Genomic DNA, 15,813 nt, shown 5'->3' on the forward strand with positions numbered 1-15,813 from the left:
ATCTTCTATAGTCGCCACGTCTAGAAGGGGAGGGACGAGCGTGAGAATCGGGCGTTTCGCCGCCAGTGCCGCCGCCCTCGTCGCGCTGCTCGCCGTACCCCTCCCGCGGGCCGCCGTCGCCGATCCCGGCGGCCCGGCCCAACTCCGCAAGCTAACCAAGCAGGCGGCCCAGCTCAACAAGCTTTACCGAGGCCAGATCGAGTTTCTCGAAGACGCCCGCCTGCTGGCCAAGAAGGCCACCGACAGCGCCTCCGGTCTGCGCGCCCAGCTCGACTCCGCGCGCGGCGAGGTCGCCGGCATCGCCCAGAGCACCTACATGACCGGGCCGCTCGACGGCACCCAGTTGTTCGGCGTCGGCGACCCGGCCCTGCTGCTCGGCCAGGCGGCGACCCTGCAGTACATGTCCGACGAGCGCACCAACCGGGTCCTGCGCATCCAGACCCTGATCAAGCAGGCGGAGACGGCGAAGAAGGCCGCGGACGCCAAGATCAAGGACCTGGAGAAGAAGATCAAGGAGATGAAGGGCAAGCGCCGCGACGTCGAGCGCCTGCTGGCCAAGTACGGCTTCCAGACCCCCGGCGGCGCCGACGGCCTCACGCCCCGCATGGTCGCCGTCCGCGACGAGATCATGCGCAACTTCCCCGTCAAGGCGGTCGGCTGCCTGCGCCCCGGCGACCCCGGCGAGCACGGCAAGGGCCGCGCCTGCGACTTCATGATGACCACCGGCGGCACCATGGCCAGCGGCAGCGCCGCCGAGTGGGGCGACGCCATCTCCCAGTTCCTCATCCAGAACGGCTCCCGGATGGGCGTCATGTACCTCATCTGGAAGCAGCGCTACTACGACATCCGTTCCGGCGGCGGCTGGGACCCCATGTCCGACCGCGGCGGAGTCACGGCCAACCACTGGGACCACGTGCACGTCTCCGTGTTCTGATGGACTTCCAGGAGCACCGCGGCCACCTGTGGGCCGTGGCCTACCGGCTGCTCGGCAGCGTGGCCGACGCCGAGGACGCCGTGCAGGAGACCTGGCTGCGCTGGCGGCAGGCCGACCGGGAGCACGTCGCCGACCCCCGCGCCTACCTGACCACCGTCGTCAGCCGGGTCTGCTACGACATGCTCGGCGCGATCAGGGCCCGGCGCGAGTCCTACGTCGGCCCCTGGCTGCCCGAGCCCGTGGTCGAGGAGCCGGGGCCCGAGGACCGGGCGGCCATCGACGAGTCGGTGGGCATGGCGCTTCTGGCCGTGCAGGAACGGCTGAGCCCGGCCGAGCGGACGGCTCTGGTGCTGCACGACGTGTTCGCGGTGCCGTACGAGGAGATCGCCGGGATCCTCGGCCGCAGTCCCGGGGCGGTGCGCCAGCTCGCGGCGCGCGGGCGGCTGCGGGTGCGCGACTACGCGCCGCGGCGCTCACCCGACCGCGGCGAGCACGACGCGGCGGTGCAGGCGTTCGCGACCGCCGCCACCACCGGCGACCTGCGCGCGCTGCTCGCCCTGCTCGACCCCGAGGTCGTCTGGCGGACCGACGGCGGCGGCGCGGTCACCGCGGCGCTGGTGCCGATCGTGGGCGCGGAGAAGGTGGCCAGGCTGGTGCTCGGCCTGGTCGAGCAGTGGTACACCGGCATGACCGCGGACTTCGTCGAGGTCAACGGCGGGCCCGGCGTGGTCGTGCGCGCCGGTGACACGGTGGACTGCGTGCTGGCCTTCGCCGTCGCCGACGGCCGCATCACCGAGATCGACGTGGTCAGGAACCCGGCCAAGCTCACGCATGTGAAGTAACTCACTCAGACATTCCCGGCGTCCCTCCGGTCTCCCTTGCAGAACTAGGAGGCCAATCATGGACATCATCGTCATCGGAGCCGGGTACGCGGGCATGACGGCGGCCCTCCGCCTGGACCGGCGCCACCGGATCACCCTGGTCAGCGCCACCGACCACTTCACCGAGCGGGTCAGGCTGCACGAGCTGGCCGCCGGCCGCCCCTCGGTGAGCACGCCGCTGGCCGAGCTGACCCGCGGCACCGGCATCCACCTGGTCACCGGCCGGGTGACGGAGCTCGATCCGGCGGGCAAGAGGATCGTGCTGGAGGACGGCAGGGAGCTCGGCTACGACACGCTGATCTACGCGCTGGGCAGCTTCACCGACACGAGCGTGCCCGGGGTGGCCGAGCACGCCTACACCGCCGAGGACGCCGACAAGCTCGCGGTACGGCTGCGCGCGGGCGGCGGCAGGCTGACGGTCGTGGGCGGCGGCCTGACCGGCGTCGAGCTGGCGACCGAGCTGGCCGAGACCTACCCGGACTGGCGGGTCGGCCTGGTCGCGGGCGGCAGGCCCGTCCCCGGGCTCTCGCGGCGGGGTCGCGCGCACGTCGACGGAACGCTGGCCAGGCTGGGCGTCGAGGTCACGATGGGCACGCGGGCCGAGGCGGTCACCCCCGGCGGCCTGCGCACTTCGCGGGGCGAGATCGCGGCCGACGTCGTGGTGTGGGCGGGTTCGTTCGCGGTCTCCGGCGTGGCCCGGCGGGCCGGGCTGGCGGTGGACGAACGCGGCCGGGCGCTGGTCGACGAGACGATGCGCTCGGTGTCCCACCCCGACGTCTACGTGGTCGGCGACGCCGCCGCGGTGAACGTTCCCCGCGCCGGGGTCTCGCGCATGTCGTGCGCGATCGGGATGCCGATAGCCGCGCACGCCGCCGACGCCGTCAACGCCCGCGCCCGGGGCCGGGCAGCCGCGCCGTTCCGGTTCCGGTACCTCGTCCAGTGCGTGAGCCTGGGCCGGCGCGACGGCGTGATCCAGGCGGTGCGCCGCGACGACGCGCCGATCGAGCTCGTCCTGCCCGGCCGCCTCGGCGCGTGGGTGAAGGAGCTGGTCTGCCGCTACGCCTTCGTCTCGGTGCGCCTGGCCCGCCGGCTGCCGCGCTCCTACGTCTGGCCCAGGTGAGCCTTGAACCAGTGGTAGGAGCTCTTGGGGGTACGGCGCAGCGTCGCGAAGTCCACGTGGACCAGGCCGAAGCGCTGGTTGTAGCCCTCGGCCCACTCGAAGTTGTCCAGCAGGGACCACACGAAGTAGCCGCGCACGTCCACGCCTTCGTCGCGGGCCCGCTGGACGGCTTTGAGGTGGCCGTCGAGGAAGGCGATGCGCTCCGGGTCGTGGACGGTGCCGTCGGGCCCGACGGTGTCGGGCTGGGAGCAGCCGTTCTCGGTGATGTAGAGGGGCGGCAGCCGCTCGCCGTACCGGTCCTTGAGTCCGGTCAGGAGCTCGCGCAGGCCGTCGGGGACCACGGGCCAGCCGAAGGCGGTGACCGGGTAGCCCTGGACGCCCGCGTCGGAGAAGGGGAAGCCGGGTTCGGTGGGGGCGGCGATGCGGGTCGGGTTGTAGTAGTTGACGCCCAGGCCGTCGATGGGGGTGGAGATGACGTCCAGGTCGTCGCCGGGGGCGTCCTTGCCGAAGGCCGACAGGTCGGGATAGGCACCGGTGAGGATCGGGTCGTTGAACAGGCGGTTGTGCAGGGTGTCGTAGGCGTCGGCGGCGGCCAGGTCGGCGGGGTCGGCGGAGGCGGGCCAGACGGGGGTCAGGTTGTTGCTGATGAGCACCTTCCGTGCCCCGGCCGCCCGGAGGGCGAGGGTGGCCAGGCCGTGCCCGAGGAGCTGGTGGTGGGCGGCGGGCAGGGCGTCGAGGAGCAGGGTCTGGCCGGGGGCGTGGAGGCCGAGGGCGTAGCCGAAGGCCATGTGGACGAACGGCTCGTTGAGGGTGATCCACGTCTCGACGCGGTCGGCCAGGCGGGCGGCGACGGCGCCGGCGTAGTCGGCGAAGGCGGCGCTCGTGTCCCTGTTCAGCCAGCCGCCGCGGTCCTGGAGCGGCTGGGGCAGGTCCCAGTGGAACAGGGTCGGGACGGGCGTGATGCCGGCGGCCAGGAGGTCGTCCACGAGGCGGTCGTAGAAGGCCAGGCCGCGGGGGTTGATCGGGCCGGTGCCCGCCGGCAGGACGCGTGGCCAGGAGAGGGAGAAGCGGTAGGCGTTGACGCCGAGGCCGGACATGAGCGCGATGTCCTCGGCGGTGCGGTGGTAGTGGTCGCAGGCCACGTCGCCGGTGTGGCCGTCGCGGATCCGGCCGGGCTCGTGGGTGAAGGTGTCCCAGATCGACGGGCCCCTGCCGTCCTCGGTGACGGCGCCTTCGATCTGGTAGGCGGCGGTAGCCGTACCCCACAAGAAGGTGCTCATGAGAGATGAGTATCACTCATGTTGCCATCTGCCGGAAAGACCAAGACTGTACTTGCTGGTAATGCGCCAGGATGGAGAACATGACGAGTACCTTGCGCCGCCGCCCGGCTCAACGCCGCAGCGTTGAGCGGGTGGAGCGGATGCTCGACGAGTGTGCGCTGCTGCTCGACCAGGTCGGGTACGACGCGTTGACCACCAAGGAGGTCGCGCGCCGGGCGGAAGTCCCGATCGGCACGTTCTACCAGTTTTTCCCCGACAAACAGGGCCTCGTGCGGGCGCTGGCCATACGCAACCTGGAAGCCTTCCTCCAGCGCGTGACCGAGCGGATCGCCGATGCCGACCTTGAACACTGGACCGACCTGGTCGACTTGGCCATCGACGAGTTCGTCGCCATGAAACGCACCACGCCGGGGTTCGCCGTGGTCGACTTCGGCGAGGTGCTCTCGGCGCCGGGCGGCCCGGCCATCGAGGGCACCAACCGGACGCTCGACGCCGCCCTGGAGAACAACGTCATCGTGGCCGACCGGCTGCGTACGCTGACCCTCGACCTGCTCGACGCGCCCGCGGGCCGGGGGCTCGACCGCGCCCTGCTGGTCGCGGTGGAGGCCACGGACGCGGTGCTGAAGCTGGCCTTCCGCGTGCATCCCGACGGTGACCCGGAGCTCATCGCCGAGTGCAAGCAACTGGCCCGCCGCTACCTGGCCGACCACCTGCCCTAACCGCTAGTCAACGGGGACGGCGCCCTGGGGGAGGGCGGAACGGATCACGGCACGGGCGATCGGGGCGGCGACTTCCCCGCCCGGCCCGGCATTTTCCACCACCACCCCCACCGCCACCTCCGGCGCGTCAGCCGGGGCGAAGGCGGTGATGACGGCGTGCCCGGGAGTGCCGGGCAGGCTCTCCGCGGCGCCGGTCTTGGCGGCCACCGCCAGGCCGGGCAGCGCCGCGCCCGCGCCGAAGCCGCCGGGCTGGGTGACGGAGACCATCATCTCGGTCAGGTCGGCCGCGATCGGGGCGGGCATCGTGCTGCGGTACTCCGCTGGCCCCGCGCGGTTGATGAGGGAGCCGTCCGGCAGCCGGGCCTCCTCGACCAGGTAGGGGCGCATCAGCGTGCCCCGGTTGGCGACCGCCGCCGACATCATGGCCAGCATCAGCGGTGTCGCCCGGTCGTCGAACTGGCCGATGGCCGACATCGCGGTCTGGGTGCGGTCGATGCCCTTGGGATAGACGCTCTCGGCCACCTGGAGCGGGACGGTCAGGTCGTCGGCGTTGAAGCCGAAGTCCTCGGCCGCCTCGCGCAGGGTGTCCTGCCCGAGGTCGAGGCCGATGTTGGCGAAGGCGGTGTGGCACGATGCCTGGAAGGCGTACGCCAGCGGCGGGTGCCCGTCGCCGCAGGCCACGCCGCCGCTGTTGCGCAGGTAGCCGAACGTGCCCGGCAGCGGCAGCTGGATCGGGGCGTCCACCTGGGAGGCGGGGGTGTAGGCGCCGGAGTTCAGCGCGGCCGCGGCAGTGACGATCTTGAAGCTGGAGCCGGGCGCGTAGTTCTGGGCCAGCGCGCGGTTCAGCAGCGGGCGGGCGGGGTCGGCGCGCAGCCGTTCGTGGGCCCTGGCCAGTTCGCCGGCGTCGAAGCCCGTGTAGGCGTTCGGGTCGTAGGACGGGTAGGACGCCATGGCGAGGATCGCCCCGGTCAGCGGGTTGAGCGCGACGGCCGCGCCGCGCAGCCCGGTGGCCCGCAGCGCGTCGTAGGCGGTGCGCTGCACCCGGTCGACGATCGTCAGCCGGACGTCCGCCCCGGCCTCGGCCCCGTCCCTGACCAGGGCGCGCACCTTGACCTTGGGGTCGGTCCCGGACAGCACGGCGTCCTCGGATTGCTCGATCCCGGTCTCCTGGTAGAGGGAGACGTGGCCGGTCGCGGGCGCGTACACCTCTCCCTCCGGATAAACCCTCTGATAGAGGTACGGCCCGCCGTCCGCGCGCGTGCTTTGGGCGATGACCACACCGTCATAGGTTGAAATATCGCCTCTCGGGTGGTCGAACCTCGCGATCAGGGCGCGCTGGTTGCGCGGATCGGCGTTCAGGCTCCGGGACCCGAACGCCTGGATGTAGGTGACGTTGACCAGCAACGCGAACAACATCGCCGAGCACACCAGTGCGACGCGGCGCAGAGGGATGTTGATCCGTTTTGCCCTGGGTCCGGCCATGCCTCCCGGTCTAACAACCGGTTCCCAAAGCCAGGGCTAGAGGACGCTTCGGTAGTAGGAAATCTTGTTGTGGATGTAGCGCTGCCGCTCGCCGAGATTGGCGATCTGCGCCTCGACCCGGCGGTCGTGCTCCTCCAGCAGCCGGATCCGGTCGGCGACCGTGTGATCGCCCTGGCGCACCAGCTCGGCGAAGCGCAACATCTCGGCGATCGGCATCCCGGTGTCGCGCAGGCAGCGGATCAGCCCGAGCCAGCCCACGTCGGCCTGGCTGAAGCGGCGCTGGCCCGCGGCGTTGCGCTCGATGTCGACCAGCAGGCCGATCTTCTCGTAGTAGCGGAGAGTGTCGAGGCTGAAGCCGGTCTCCTCGACGACCTCGGCAGGTGTGTACACGCTCACGGGCGTCATCCTCCCACCTGGAGCGGACTCCAGGTCAACCGGCTTGACATGGAGTGCACTCCAGGTCCGACAGTCGTCGCCATGAGACTCGCACTGGGCACGATCGGCTTCGGCACCGCCGTCTCCGCCGACGACACCTTCGCCATCCTCGACCGCTTCACCGAGGCGGGCGGCACGATGGTCGACACGGCCAACAACTACCCCTTCTGGGTGGACGGCTGCACCGGCGACGAGAGCGAGCAGGTCATCGGGGCGTGGCTGGCCGCCCGGGGCAACCGCGACCAGGTCGTCCTGAGCACGAAGGCGGGCGCCCGGCCGACCGTGCCGGGGGACCGGACGATGGGCTCGATCGAAGGGCTGTCGGCTCCGGCGATCGCGAAGGCCGTGGAAGGCAGCCTGACGAGATTGCGGACGGACTACATAGATGTGTATTGGTCGCACATTGATGACGCCTCCGTGCCGCTCGAGGAGTCGCTGGGCGCGTTCGGCACACTGGCCGAAGCCGGCACGATCCGCAGGCTCGGCGCCAGCAACATGCGCACCTGGCGCCTGGAGCGCGCCAGGAACCTCTCGGCCGCCCACGGCTGGATCGCCTACAGCCACCTGCAGCTTCGCCATACCTACCTACGGCCCCGGCCCATGACCACGCTCGCCGAGAGCGCGCACGTCCTGGCCGGTGACGAGACGCTGGAGTACGCCGCCGCCGAGAAGATCGAGCTGTGGGCCTACAACACGCTCATGTCCGGCTCCTACACCCGTGCCGACCGCCCCCTGCCCGAGTCCTACGACCACCCCGGGACCACGCGCCGCCTCGCCGTACTCCACGAGGTCGCCGCGGAACTCGGCGCCACCCCCGGCCAGGTCGTGCTCGCCTGGCTCCTGGCCGACGGCCACGTGCCCATCGTCGGCGTCACCCGGCTCGCCCAGCTCGAGGAGGCCGTCGCCGCCGCCGGCCTCAAGCTCGACCCCGCGCAGAAAGAGCGCCTGGACGCCGCCGCCTAGGCGCGGGAGTCCTGGTAGGCGGCGGCCTGCAGGGTGTAGAGCTCGGCGTACAGCCCGTCCAGGGCCATCAGGGCGGCGTGGGTGCCCTCCTCGATCACCTTTCCGTGGTCCAGGACGTAGATGCGGTCGGCGTAGCGCACGCTGGCCAGCCGGTGGGTGATCAGCAGCACGGTCCGCCCGTCGGAATGGTCGCGGATGCGCTCGAACAGGGCGTGCTCGGCCCTGGCGTCCAGCGCCGCCGTGGGCTCGTCGCAGATGAGCAGCGGCTCGTCGCGGTGGAAACCCCGCGCGACCGCGATGCGCTGCCACTGCCCGCCGGACAGCTCCTGGCCGTCCTTGAAGCGCCGGTCGAGCAGCGTGCGGTAGCCGTGGGGCAGCTCGGCGACGACCTCGTCGGCCCCGGCCACCCGCGCCGCCGCCTCCAGCGCCTCCTCGCCTCTCTCGGTGCCCATCGTGATGTTGTAGCGGGCGGTCAGCGGCCATCGCGTGTGGTCCTGGGCGATGACGGCGGTACGGCGGCGCACCGCCTCAGGTTCGACGTCACGCAGATCCACGTCGTCCCAGGTCACCCGGCCGCCGTCGGGTTCGTACAGCCCCGACAGGATCTTGGCCAGCGTGGTCTTGCCCGAGCCGTTCTCGCCCACGAAGGCGATGACCTCGCCCGCGCGGATCTCCACCGAGACGCCGCGCAGGGCCGGCTGGCCGGAACCCGGATAGCTGAACGTGATGTCGTCGGCGCGGATCCTGGCGAACCCCTCGGGCGGCTCGGCCGGCCGCGGCGTGGACAGGCGGCGCTCGGCGTCGGCGCAGAAGTCGAGGAAGTCGGTGAAGTACAGCCCCTCCTCGTAGAGCCGGTTGGTGGCGTACATCAGGTTGCCCAGCGACGACTGCCCCTGCCGGATGGCCAGCACCGCCGTGCCCGCCACCGCCAGCGGGATCGAGCCCACCGCCAGCAGCACGCCCAGCGCCACGTAGACCAGCCCGCTGCCCAGCCCGCCGAGCGCCTCGCCGGCCAGCCGGGTGATCGTCTGCCGCTTGGCCAGGCGCAGCAGCACCTCCTGCTCGGCCCTGGCGACCGCGTCGTACATCCGCAGCAGGAATCCGCGCATGGTGAACGAGCGGACCTCGGCCGCGGGCTCCCGGTTGGCCAGCAGATCGGCGATGATCCACTTGCGGCGGTTGGCCGGGATCAGCGAGAAGAGCGTGGTGTAGCGCATGCGCGCGCTGCGCACGGCCGCCCACGCGTCGGGCAGGACGGCCAGCAGCAACAGCGGCAGCAGCACCGGATGCAGCACGCCCAGCACCCCCGCCACCGCGGCCAGGCCCACCAGCGCCGTCACCACGTCGATGGCCGAGGTGACCACCGAGTCCGCCATGGACACGCCGCGCAGCCTGGCCCGCTGCAGCGCGTCGTGGAAGTCGGGGTCGTCGTAGGCGGCCAGCTCCACGCGGCTGGTCAGCCCGTAGAGCCGCTCCTCGGTCAGCCGGCTGACCTGCGGGTCCAGCCGCGACTGCGCCCATCCCGCCCCGGCTTGCACGGCGGTGCGCAACGCGGCCGCCCCGGCCACCAGCGCGAGGCTGGGCAGCGCGGCCGTCACCCGATCGGGCGTGGGACCCTCGCTGAACAGCGCGGTCAGCACGCCGGTCGTGGCCAGCAGCCCGAACGCGGTGAACACCCCGCCCAGCAGATTGAGCACGATCGTGGCCACGGTGTCACGCGGCCCCGCCCGCCAGGCCAGCCGCATCGCCTGCCCGATGAGCGAGGGCAGCCGCCTGGCGATGGTGAGGAAGGACGCCTCGGCCATCTTGTCGGTGTGGGCATACCAGTCGGAGACCGTGATCTCGCCGATCTCGAGCGGTTCGTCGGCCATGAGAGAAGTGTGCGCGCCCGCACTGACAATCCGATCTGGCGCCGGGGCAGACGAGCCTGCGCTTGCTGGCAGCGAATTCTGTGTGACGGGTGTAACACTGTCGGTAGTGCTGTTGCCCGCACCCCCCGCGAGGAGTCACGACGGTGCCCACGAACCTTCCGACGGTTCCGAACGCGTTCATCGGCAGGGAGTCCGACTTGGACGAACTGCTGCGCCTGCTCATGGCGGTGCGCGTGGTGACGCTGTGCGGCACGGGCGGCATCGGCAAGACCCGTCTGTGCCTGAGCGTCGCCCACGAGGCCGTCGAGGTGTTCAGCGACGGTGTCTGGCTGGTCGAGCTGGCCGACCTCGACAGCGGCGCCCTGCTGGCCGAGCGGGTCGCGTCCGTGCTGGGCGTGCAGGTGGCGCCCGAGGGCGACCCATCGCAGGCGGTCGCGGCGGCGGTCGGCGGCGGCAAGCAACTGCTGGTGCTCGACAACTGCGAGCACCTGATCGAGCACTGCGCCGAGCTCTGCACCTACCTGCTGGGCGCCTGCCCCGACCTGCGGGTGCTGGCCACGAGCCGCGAGCCGCTGCGGGTGGCCGGCGAGACGGTCTGGCGGGTGCCGCCGCTGTCGCTGCTGCCGGTGGGCGGCGGCGGCAGCGACGCGGTCCGGCTGTTCGTGGACCGTTCTGTCGCCGGCGGCGGCCTCACCTGGACCGCGCAGGACGACGCGGCGGTCAGCGCGCTCTGCGCCGAGCTCGAAGGCATCCCGCTGGCGATCGAGCTGGCGGCGGCGATGACCAGGGTGCTGTCGGTGGAGCAGATCAGGTCCCGCCTGTCGGACCGGTTCAAGCTGCTGACCAGCGGCTCGCGCTCGGCGCCCGCCCGCCAGCGCACGCTGCTGGCCACGGTCGAGTGGAGCTACCGCATGCTCAGCGCCCCGGCCCAGCTCCTGCTGCAGCGCCTGACCGTCTTCCGCGGCGGCTGGACGCTGGAGTTCGCCGAGCTGACCTGTCCCTGCCCGGGGCTGGCCGCCGACGAGGTGCTGGTGACCATGGCGGAGCTGGTCGACAAGTCGCTGGTGCTGGCCGACGGCGAGGCGGGGGGCGAGGCCCGCTACCGGATGCTGGACACCGTGCGCGACTACGCCCGGCAGCGGCTGCAGGAGTCGGGCGAGGAGGAGGAGCTCAGGCTGCGCCACCTGGAGTGCATCGGGCTGGTCGCCCGCCGGCTGGGCGACCTGATCGCCACCTGCGACCGGCGGCACTGGCCGGAGATCACCCGGCGCGCGCTGATCGTCGACGCGATGCAGCCCAACCTGTATGCGGCGCTCGGGCACGCCCGCCGTACCGGACTGGTGGAGCGGGGGATGCGCATCTGCACCGACCTGCAGTGGGTGATCGTCGCGGGCGGCCGGTTCGACGAGGCGGCCAGGCACATCGACGCGCTGCTGGAGAAGTCGGCGACGGCCGCGCCGGACCTGGTGGCCCACACGCTGGCGGTCCGGTCGCTGGTCTGCTTCTTCGGCGGCGACGTCGCCGGCGTGGAGCGCAACGGCGCGGCGGCGATCCGGCTGGGCCGGGTCAGCGGCAACCCGGTCAGCGAGGCGTTCGCGATGATCATGATGTGCGCGGTCGGCGCCGAGGGCGACGGGCTCTCGCTCGGCCGGGCCGCCGAGCTGGCGCAGAAGGCCGGCGACCGCTACGTGCACTCACTGGTGATCTACGTCAGGGCCCTGCAGGCGCAGGCGGGAGGGCAGATCCGCGAGGCCGTCCGGCTCTACGAGCAGATGATCGAGTGTCACCGCGACGCCAACGACTGGGGGATGGCGCTGGCGGTGATCGGCCTGGCGCAGATCGCCGCGGGCAGGGGCGACCTGGAGGCGGCGGCCCGCCACTACCAGTACGCCCAGGAGCTCCTCGACCCGCTCGACCACCGGGGCGAGCGCATCCGCTGCCTGACCGGGCTCGGCCGGGTGGCCGCCGAGCTCGGCGACTTCGACACCGCGCGGCGCAGGCTGGCCGAGAGCCTGGCGCTCAGCTCCGGCCTGGGCCAGCGCGCGGTCGCCGTCGAACTCGTGGACGCCTTCGCCGACCTCGCCCTGCGCCAGGGCGAGCACGCGCGGGCGGTGCGGCTGATGGCGGCGGCCTCGGCGCTGCGCGAGCGGATGGGCGGCGCGCTCCTGCTGGGCATGAGCGGCGCGAAGATCCAGGAACTGCTCGCGCCCGCCCGGCGCACGCTGGGCGAGACGCTGGTGGCCCAACTGTGGGCCGAGGGCCGCACCCTGCCCTGGCACCAGGCGCTCGACTACGCGGTCCGCGGCGAGCCGCAACGGCCGCCGAGCCTCGCCGCCCCGCCCGCGGTGACGCCCTACGGCACGCTGACCGAGCGCGAACGCGAGATCGCCGGCCTGATCGCCCGCGGCCTGTCCAACAGGAAACTGGCCGAAGAGCTGGTCATCAGCCCCGCGACCGTGGCCAGGCACGTCAGCAACATCCTGGCGAAACTCGGGTTCACCTCGCGTACCCAAGTGGCCACGTGGGCCATCGAGCATGGAATGAATGGGTAGTCGATGTCACACTCAGAGTGATGACTACCGCGTGGAACCTCCCCGCCGAGCCCAACCTGTTCGTCGGCCGCGAATCGGACGTCGACGAACTCGTCCAGTTGCTCGATGTGGCGCGCGTCGTGACGTTGTGCGGTGCGGGCGGCATCGGCAAGACCCGCCTGGCCATCCGCCTGGCGACCCGGGTCGCGCCGCGCTTCTCCGGCGGCGCCCGGCTGGTCGACCTGTCGGAGATCGGCGCCGACGAACGCGTGTCCGATCTGGTGACCACGGCCCTGGGCCTGGCCGCCGACTCCGGCACGCCCCTGCACGAGCGGATCGGTGACCGTCGCGTGCTGCTGGTGCTGGACAACTGCGAGGCGCTGGTGACCGAGTGCGCCGAGTTCAGCCGCGACCTGGTCAGCACCTGCCCGGGGGTGAGCGTGCTGGCCACCAGCCGCGAACCCCTGCGGGTGCCCGGCGAGACCGTCTGGCGGGTGCCGCCGCTGTCGCTGGCGGGCGATCCGCGCCTGTGCGAGGCGACGCGCCTGTTCCACGCCAGGGCGGCGGCGGTCCGGCCCGACTTCGAGCTGACCGACGAGGTGCTGCCCCAGGTGGTACGGCTGTGCCGCGCGCTCGACGGGCTGCCGCTGGCGATCGAGCTGGCCGCGGCCATGGTCAGGGCGTTGTCCCTGCGGCAGCTGGTGGAGCGGCTGGACGACCGCTTCCGGCTGCTGTCGGGCGGCGCCCGTACCGCCCCGGCCAGGCAGCGCACCCTGCGGGCGGCGGTCGACTGGAGCTACCGGCTGCTGTCCCAGCAGGAGCGCGTGCTGCTGCGCCGGCTGGCGGTCTTCCGCTCCTGCTGGACCCTCGACGTGGCCGAGTGGGTCTGCCAGGGGTCCGGCCTGCCGGAGGAGGACGTGCTGCCGCGGCTGTGCGACCTGGTGGACAAGTCGCTGGTGGTGGTGGACGGCGAGGTCGCCGGTGAGGCGAGGTACCGGCTGCTGGAGACCGTCCGGGAGTATTCCGTGGAGCAGCTGGCCGAGGTGGGCGAGGAGGTGGAGCTGCGCCGGGCCCACCTGGCCGCGATGGCCCGGCTGGCCGCGGAGTTCAAGCAGGCCGTCTCCCCGGGCGTGCGCACCTCCTGGACGACGATGGAGCGCTTCGGCAACCTCTTCGACGGCATGAAGGCCGAGATCAGCGCCGCGCTCGACTGGTCGATCGCGATCGGCCGCCCGGAGACGGCGCTGAAAATGCTGACCGACATGCGCTACATCCTGGTGGCCAGCGGCAGGAACCTCGGCCTGGCCGCCCCGCTGGACCGGCTGCTGGCCACGGACACCGGCGACCTCGGCCTGCTCGGGCAGGCCACGATCCTGCGCGGCGAGCTCGCCATGCAGTCCGGCGACCTGGCCACCGCCGCCCGCGCCGCCCGTTCCGGCCTGCAGATGTGCCGCTCCGCCAACGACCGGTACGGCGAGGCCGTGGGGATGATCCTTCAGGCCCAGACCACCGGCGAGCAGGAGCCGCTGCGGCAGGCGATGGAGGTGGCGGGCAAGAGCGGCGACGCGGTGCTGGAGTCGCTCGCCCAGGGCACCAGGGCGGTGCTGGCCCTGCACGAAGGCCGCCTGCACGAGGCGCAGCGCGCCTTCGAGGAGGTGCTGTCCCTGTGCGAGGAGCTGGACAACCACTGGGGCGTCTCCAACGGCCACATCGGCCTGGCCCAGGTGGCCAGGCGCGCGGGCGACACGATGACGGCCAAGCGCCACTACGAGGCGGGCCTGCGCCTGCTGCGCCACGTGGACGCCCGCCAGCAGATCATCAGCTGCCTGGCCGGGCTGGGCCGGGTGGCGCTGGAGCACGGCGACCTGCGCGAGGCGCGCGAACGCCTGACGGAGGCGCTGGTGCTCAGCCGCGACGCCGGGTTGCGCACGGGCATCGCGCGCAGGCTGGAGGCGTGGGCGAGCCTGCTCTACGCCGAGGGCGACGAGCGGCGGGCCGTGCTGCTGATGTCGGCCTCGGTGGGGTTGCGCGGGCAGCGGCCGGAGGCGCGGGCGGAGGAGATCCTGACGCCGGCGCGGCGCAAGCTGGGCGAGGCGGTGGTGGCCCATCTGTGGGCGGAGGGCGCGGCGATGAGTGCCGACGAGGCGGTGCAGTGCGCGCTGGAGGGCACGTTGCCCGAGCAGCCGGACGTGCCGGTGGTGCCGCTGAGCCAGGACAGCCGGCTGACGGCGCGCGAGCTGGAGGTGGCGGAACTCGTCTCGCGGGGCCTGAGCAACCGGGGCATCGCCGACGAGCTGGTCATCAGCCCGGCGACTGCGGCCAGGCACGTGGCGAACATCCTGGCCAAGCTGGGGTTCGGCACGCGTACACAGATCGCCGCCTGGGTCATCGAGCAGCGCTGAGCGCAACCTCTCTACACATCTTCCGCCGCCATCGGATACACCCTCGAATGGCCATCTCAGTGCATGTGCCGGGCTCTCGGTCGGCCTAGCGTTTCCTCTGTGATCGGCCGTCTGGCGCGGACCTCGTCACCCCGAAGCCCCGGGGTGCCCGCACCGGAGGCGCGCCGGGCCGGTCCGGTGGGAGCGTCGCGTGCCGACCGATGGTGCCAGGGCCTCCTCGGAGGGGTGGGGGTTTTGGCCCCGGGCACGCGACAGCGGGCTCGAGCCGCGCAGGGCTCGAGCCCGCCCCGCGGCGGAGGAGGTGATGGAGAGGTGCCTACGGATCCGGTGAATGCACATCGGTATACATACATCGGTGGATGCTGTGGTCCGCACGCCCGCCGTACCGTCCTAAGCATGAAGCCGATCGTCTCGTCTGCGGGCACCGTGACCAACGAGGTGTTCGGCCGGGCCTACGAACGAGGTGACCGGCCGGCGCTCGTCGACCTTCACGGTGGCCTCGTGTACGGCTACCGCAAGCTGGTCACCGAGGTGACCAGGGCGGCCTCGGGGATGGTTCGCCGGGGCGCCAGGCGGGAGCAGGTGGTGGGCGTGCACGTGAGCACGGCATGTGCCCAGACGCTGGCCGTGCACACGGTGCTCGCGGCCGGCGGCGTGGCCGCGCCGCTCGACCCGCGCCTGTCGGGGGCGGAGCTGGCCGAGCGGTTGCGGGAGTGCGACGCACGCACGCTGATCACGACTCCCGACCTGGCGCCGCTGGCGTTGCGCGCGGCCGAGGACTCGTGGGTGCGGCAGGTGATCGCGTTCGGCCAGGTGGTGGACACGATCGACTTCGGCGACCTGCTCACGCTGGAGCCGACGCCTTTACCGTCGATCGACGCCCGGGTGCAGGACGCGCTGGTGCTGCCGGGTGGCCGGCGGCTGGCGCAGGCGGAGTTGCTGGCCAGGATGGCGGAGCTGGACGAGCAGGTGAAGCTGACGGAGTCCGACGTGGTGCTGGCGACCTGGAAGCCCGGCAGCGGCTGTGATCTGATCGCGTTGATCGGCTTGGCCGTGCTGAGCGGCGCCCTGGTCGTGGCGGCCTCGGTGGATCTGCCCGGGACCAAGCACGACTTCGGCGTCACGGTGGTGACGGGACCGGACGGCGGTCTCGAACGTCTCTGAGCTGTTATCGCGCATGCCTTGACGTCCCTGC

The 15,813-nt window shown here is 72.1% G+C and carries 12 protein-coding genes; 8 read left to right on the forward strand and 4 right to left on the reverse strand.

What is annotated here, in order from left to right; genetic code table 11:
- The first annotated feature begins 40 nt into the window (after nt 1-40).
- From FVE25_RS32550 to FVE25_RS32560, 3 genes are read left to right on the forward strand one after another with little or no spacing between them, the layout of a single operon-like run.
- Complete coding sequence (locus FVE25_RS32550; RefSeq protein ID WP_157250934.1) at nt 41-934, forward strand: coiled-coil domain-containing protein; 894 nt, start codon at nt 41-43, stop codon at nt 932-934.
- Nucleotides 934-1,776 (forward strand): RNA polymerase sigma factor SigJ, encoded by an 843-nt coding sequence (gene sigJ, locus FVE25_RS32555; protein WP_157250935.1) that lies wholly within the window; start codon nt 934-936, stop codon nt 1,774-1,776. Before FVE25_RS32550 ends, sigJ begins: the two co-directional genes overlap by 1 nt.
- A gap of 58 nt (nt 1,777-1,834) precedes the next feature.
- The gene (locus tag FVE25_RS32560; RefSeq protein ID WP_157250936.1) at nt 1,835-2,935 is read left to right on the forward strand and encodes an NAD(P)/FAD-dependent oxidoreductase; all 1,101 of its coding nucleotides are present in this window, start codon (nt 1,835-1,837) and stop codon (nt 2,933-2,935) included.
- Here FVE25_RS32560 and FVE25_RS32565 read toward each other — a convergent pair.
- Nucleotides 2,917-4,215, reverse strand: coding sequence for a GH1 family beta-glucosidase (locus FVE25_RS32565; RefSeq protein ID WP_157250937.1), 1,299 nt, complete (start codon nt 4,213-4,215; stop codon nt 2,917-2,919). The two genes, FVE25_RS32560 and FVE25_RS32565, sit on opposite strands and share 19 nt — an antisense overlap.
- A 71-nt stretch (nt 4,216-4,286) precedes the next feature.
- Between FVE25_RS32565 and FVE25_RS32570 the strand changes: the two genes are divergently transcribed.
- Nucleotides 4,287-4,934, forward strand: coding sequence for a TetR/AcrR family transcriptional regulator (locus FVE25_RS32570; protein WP_181019775.1), 648 nt, complete (start codon nt 4,287-4,289; stop codon nt 4,932-4,934).
- Between the two features lie 3 nt (nt 4,935-4,937).
- Here FVE25_RS32570 and FVE25_RS32575 read toward each other — a convergent pair whose 3' ends face one another.
- On the reverse strand, nt 4,938-6,416 hold the full coding sequence (locus tag FVE25_RS32575; RefSeq protein ID WP_157250939.1) for a peptidoglycan D,D-transpeptidase FtsI family protein: 1,479 nt from the start codon (nt 6,414-6,416) through the stop codon (nt 4,938-4,940).
- Nucleotides 6,417-6,452: 36 nt separating this feature from the next.
- Complete coding sequence (locus FVE25_RS32580; protein ID WP_157250940.1) at nt 6,453-6,821, reverse strand: MerR family transcriptional regulator; 369 nt, start codon at nt 6,819-6,821, stop codon at nt 6,453-6,455.
- A gap of 72 nt (nt 6,822-6,893) precedes the next feature.
- On the opposite strand from FVE25_RS32580, the gene FVE25_RS32585 reads away from it, so the two are divergent.
- On the forward strand, nt 6,894-7,814 hold the full coding sequence (locus FVE25_RS32585) for an aldo/keto reductase (protein ID WP_157250941.1): 921 nt from the start codon (nt 6,894-6,896) through the stop codon (nt 7,812-7,814).
- Here the strand turns inward: FVE25_RS32585 and FVE25_RS32590 are convergent.
- Complete coding sequence (locus tag FVE25_RS32590; RefSeq protein WP_157250942.1) at nt 7,811-9,685, reverse strand: ABC transporter ATP-binding protein; 1,875 nt, start codon at nt 9,683-9,685, stop codon at nt 7,811-7,813. The genes FVE25_RS32585 and FVE25_RS32590 overlap by 4 nt on opposite strands.
- Nucleotides 9,686-9,828: 143 nt before the next feature.
- Here FVE25_RS32590 and FVE25_RS54000 point away from each other — a divergent pair, with 143 nt between their 5' ends.
- The 3 genes from FVE25_RS54000 to FVE25_RS32605 all read left to right on the forward strand — a co-directional run bounded on the left by FVE25_RS54000 (nt 9,829) and on the right by FVE25_RS32605 (nt 15,782).
- Nucleotides 9,829-12,237, forward strand: a complete 2,409-nt coding sequence (locus FVE25_RS54000) for a LuxR C-terminal-related transcriptional regulator (protein WP_181019776.1) — start codon at nt 9,829-9,831, stop codon at nt 12,235-12,237.
- A 20-nt stretch (nt 12,238-12,257) separates the two neighbouring features.
- Nucleotides 12,258-14,618 (forward strand): ATP-binding protein, encoded by a 2,361-nt coding sequence (locus FVE25_RS32600; RefSeq protein ID WP_157250943.1) that lies wholly within the window; start codon nt 12,258-12,260, stop codon nt 14,616-14,618.
- A 396-nt stretch (nt 14,619-15,014) separates the two neighbouring features.
- Complete coding sequence (locus FVE25_RS32605) at nt 15,015-15,782, forward strand: AMP-binding protein (RefSeq protein WP_181019777.1); 768 nt, start codon at nt 15,015-15,017, stop codon at nt 15,780-15,782.
- Nucleotides 15,783-15,813 lie beyond the last annotated feature (31 nt).

It is taken from the genome of Nonomuraea typhae (genome assembly GCF_009760925.1).
In the GTDB taxonomy this organism is placed as follows: domain Bacteria; phylum Actinomycetota; class Actinomycetes; order Streptosporangiales; family Streptosporangiaceae; genus Nonomuraea; species Nonomuraea typhae.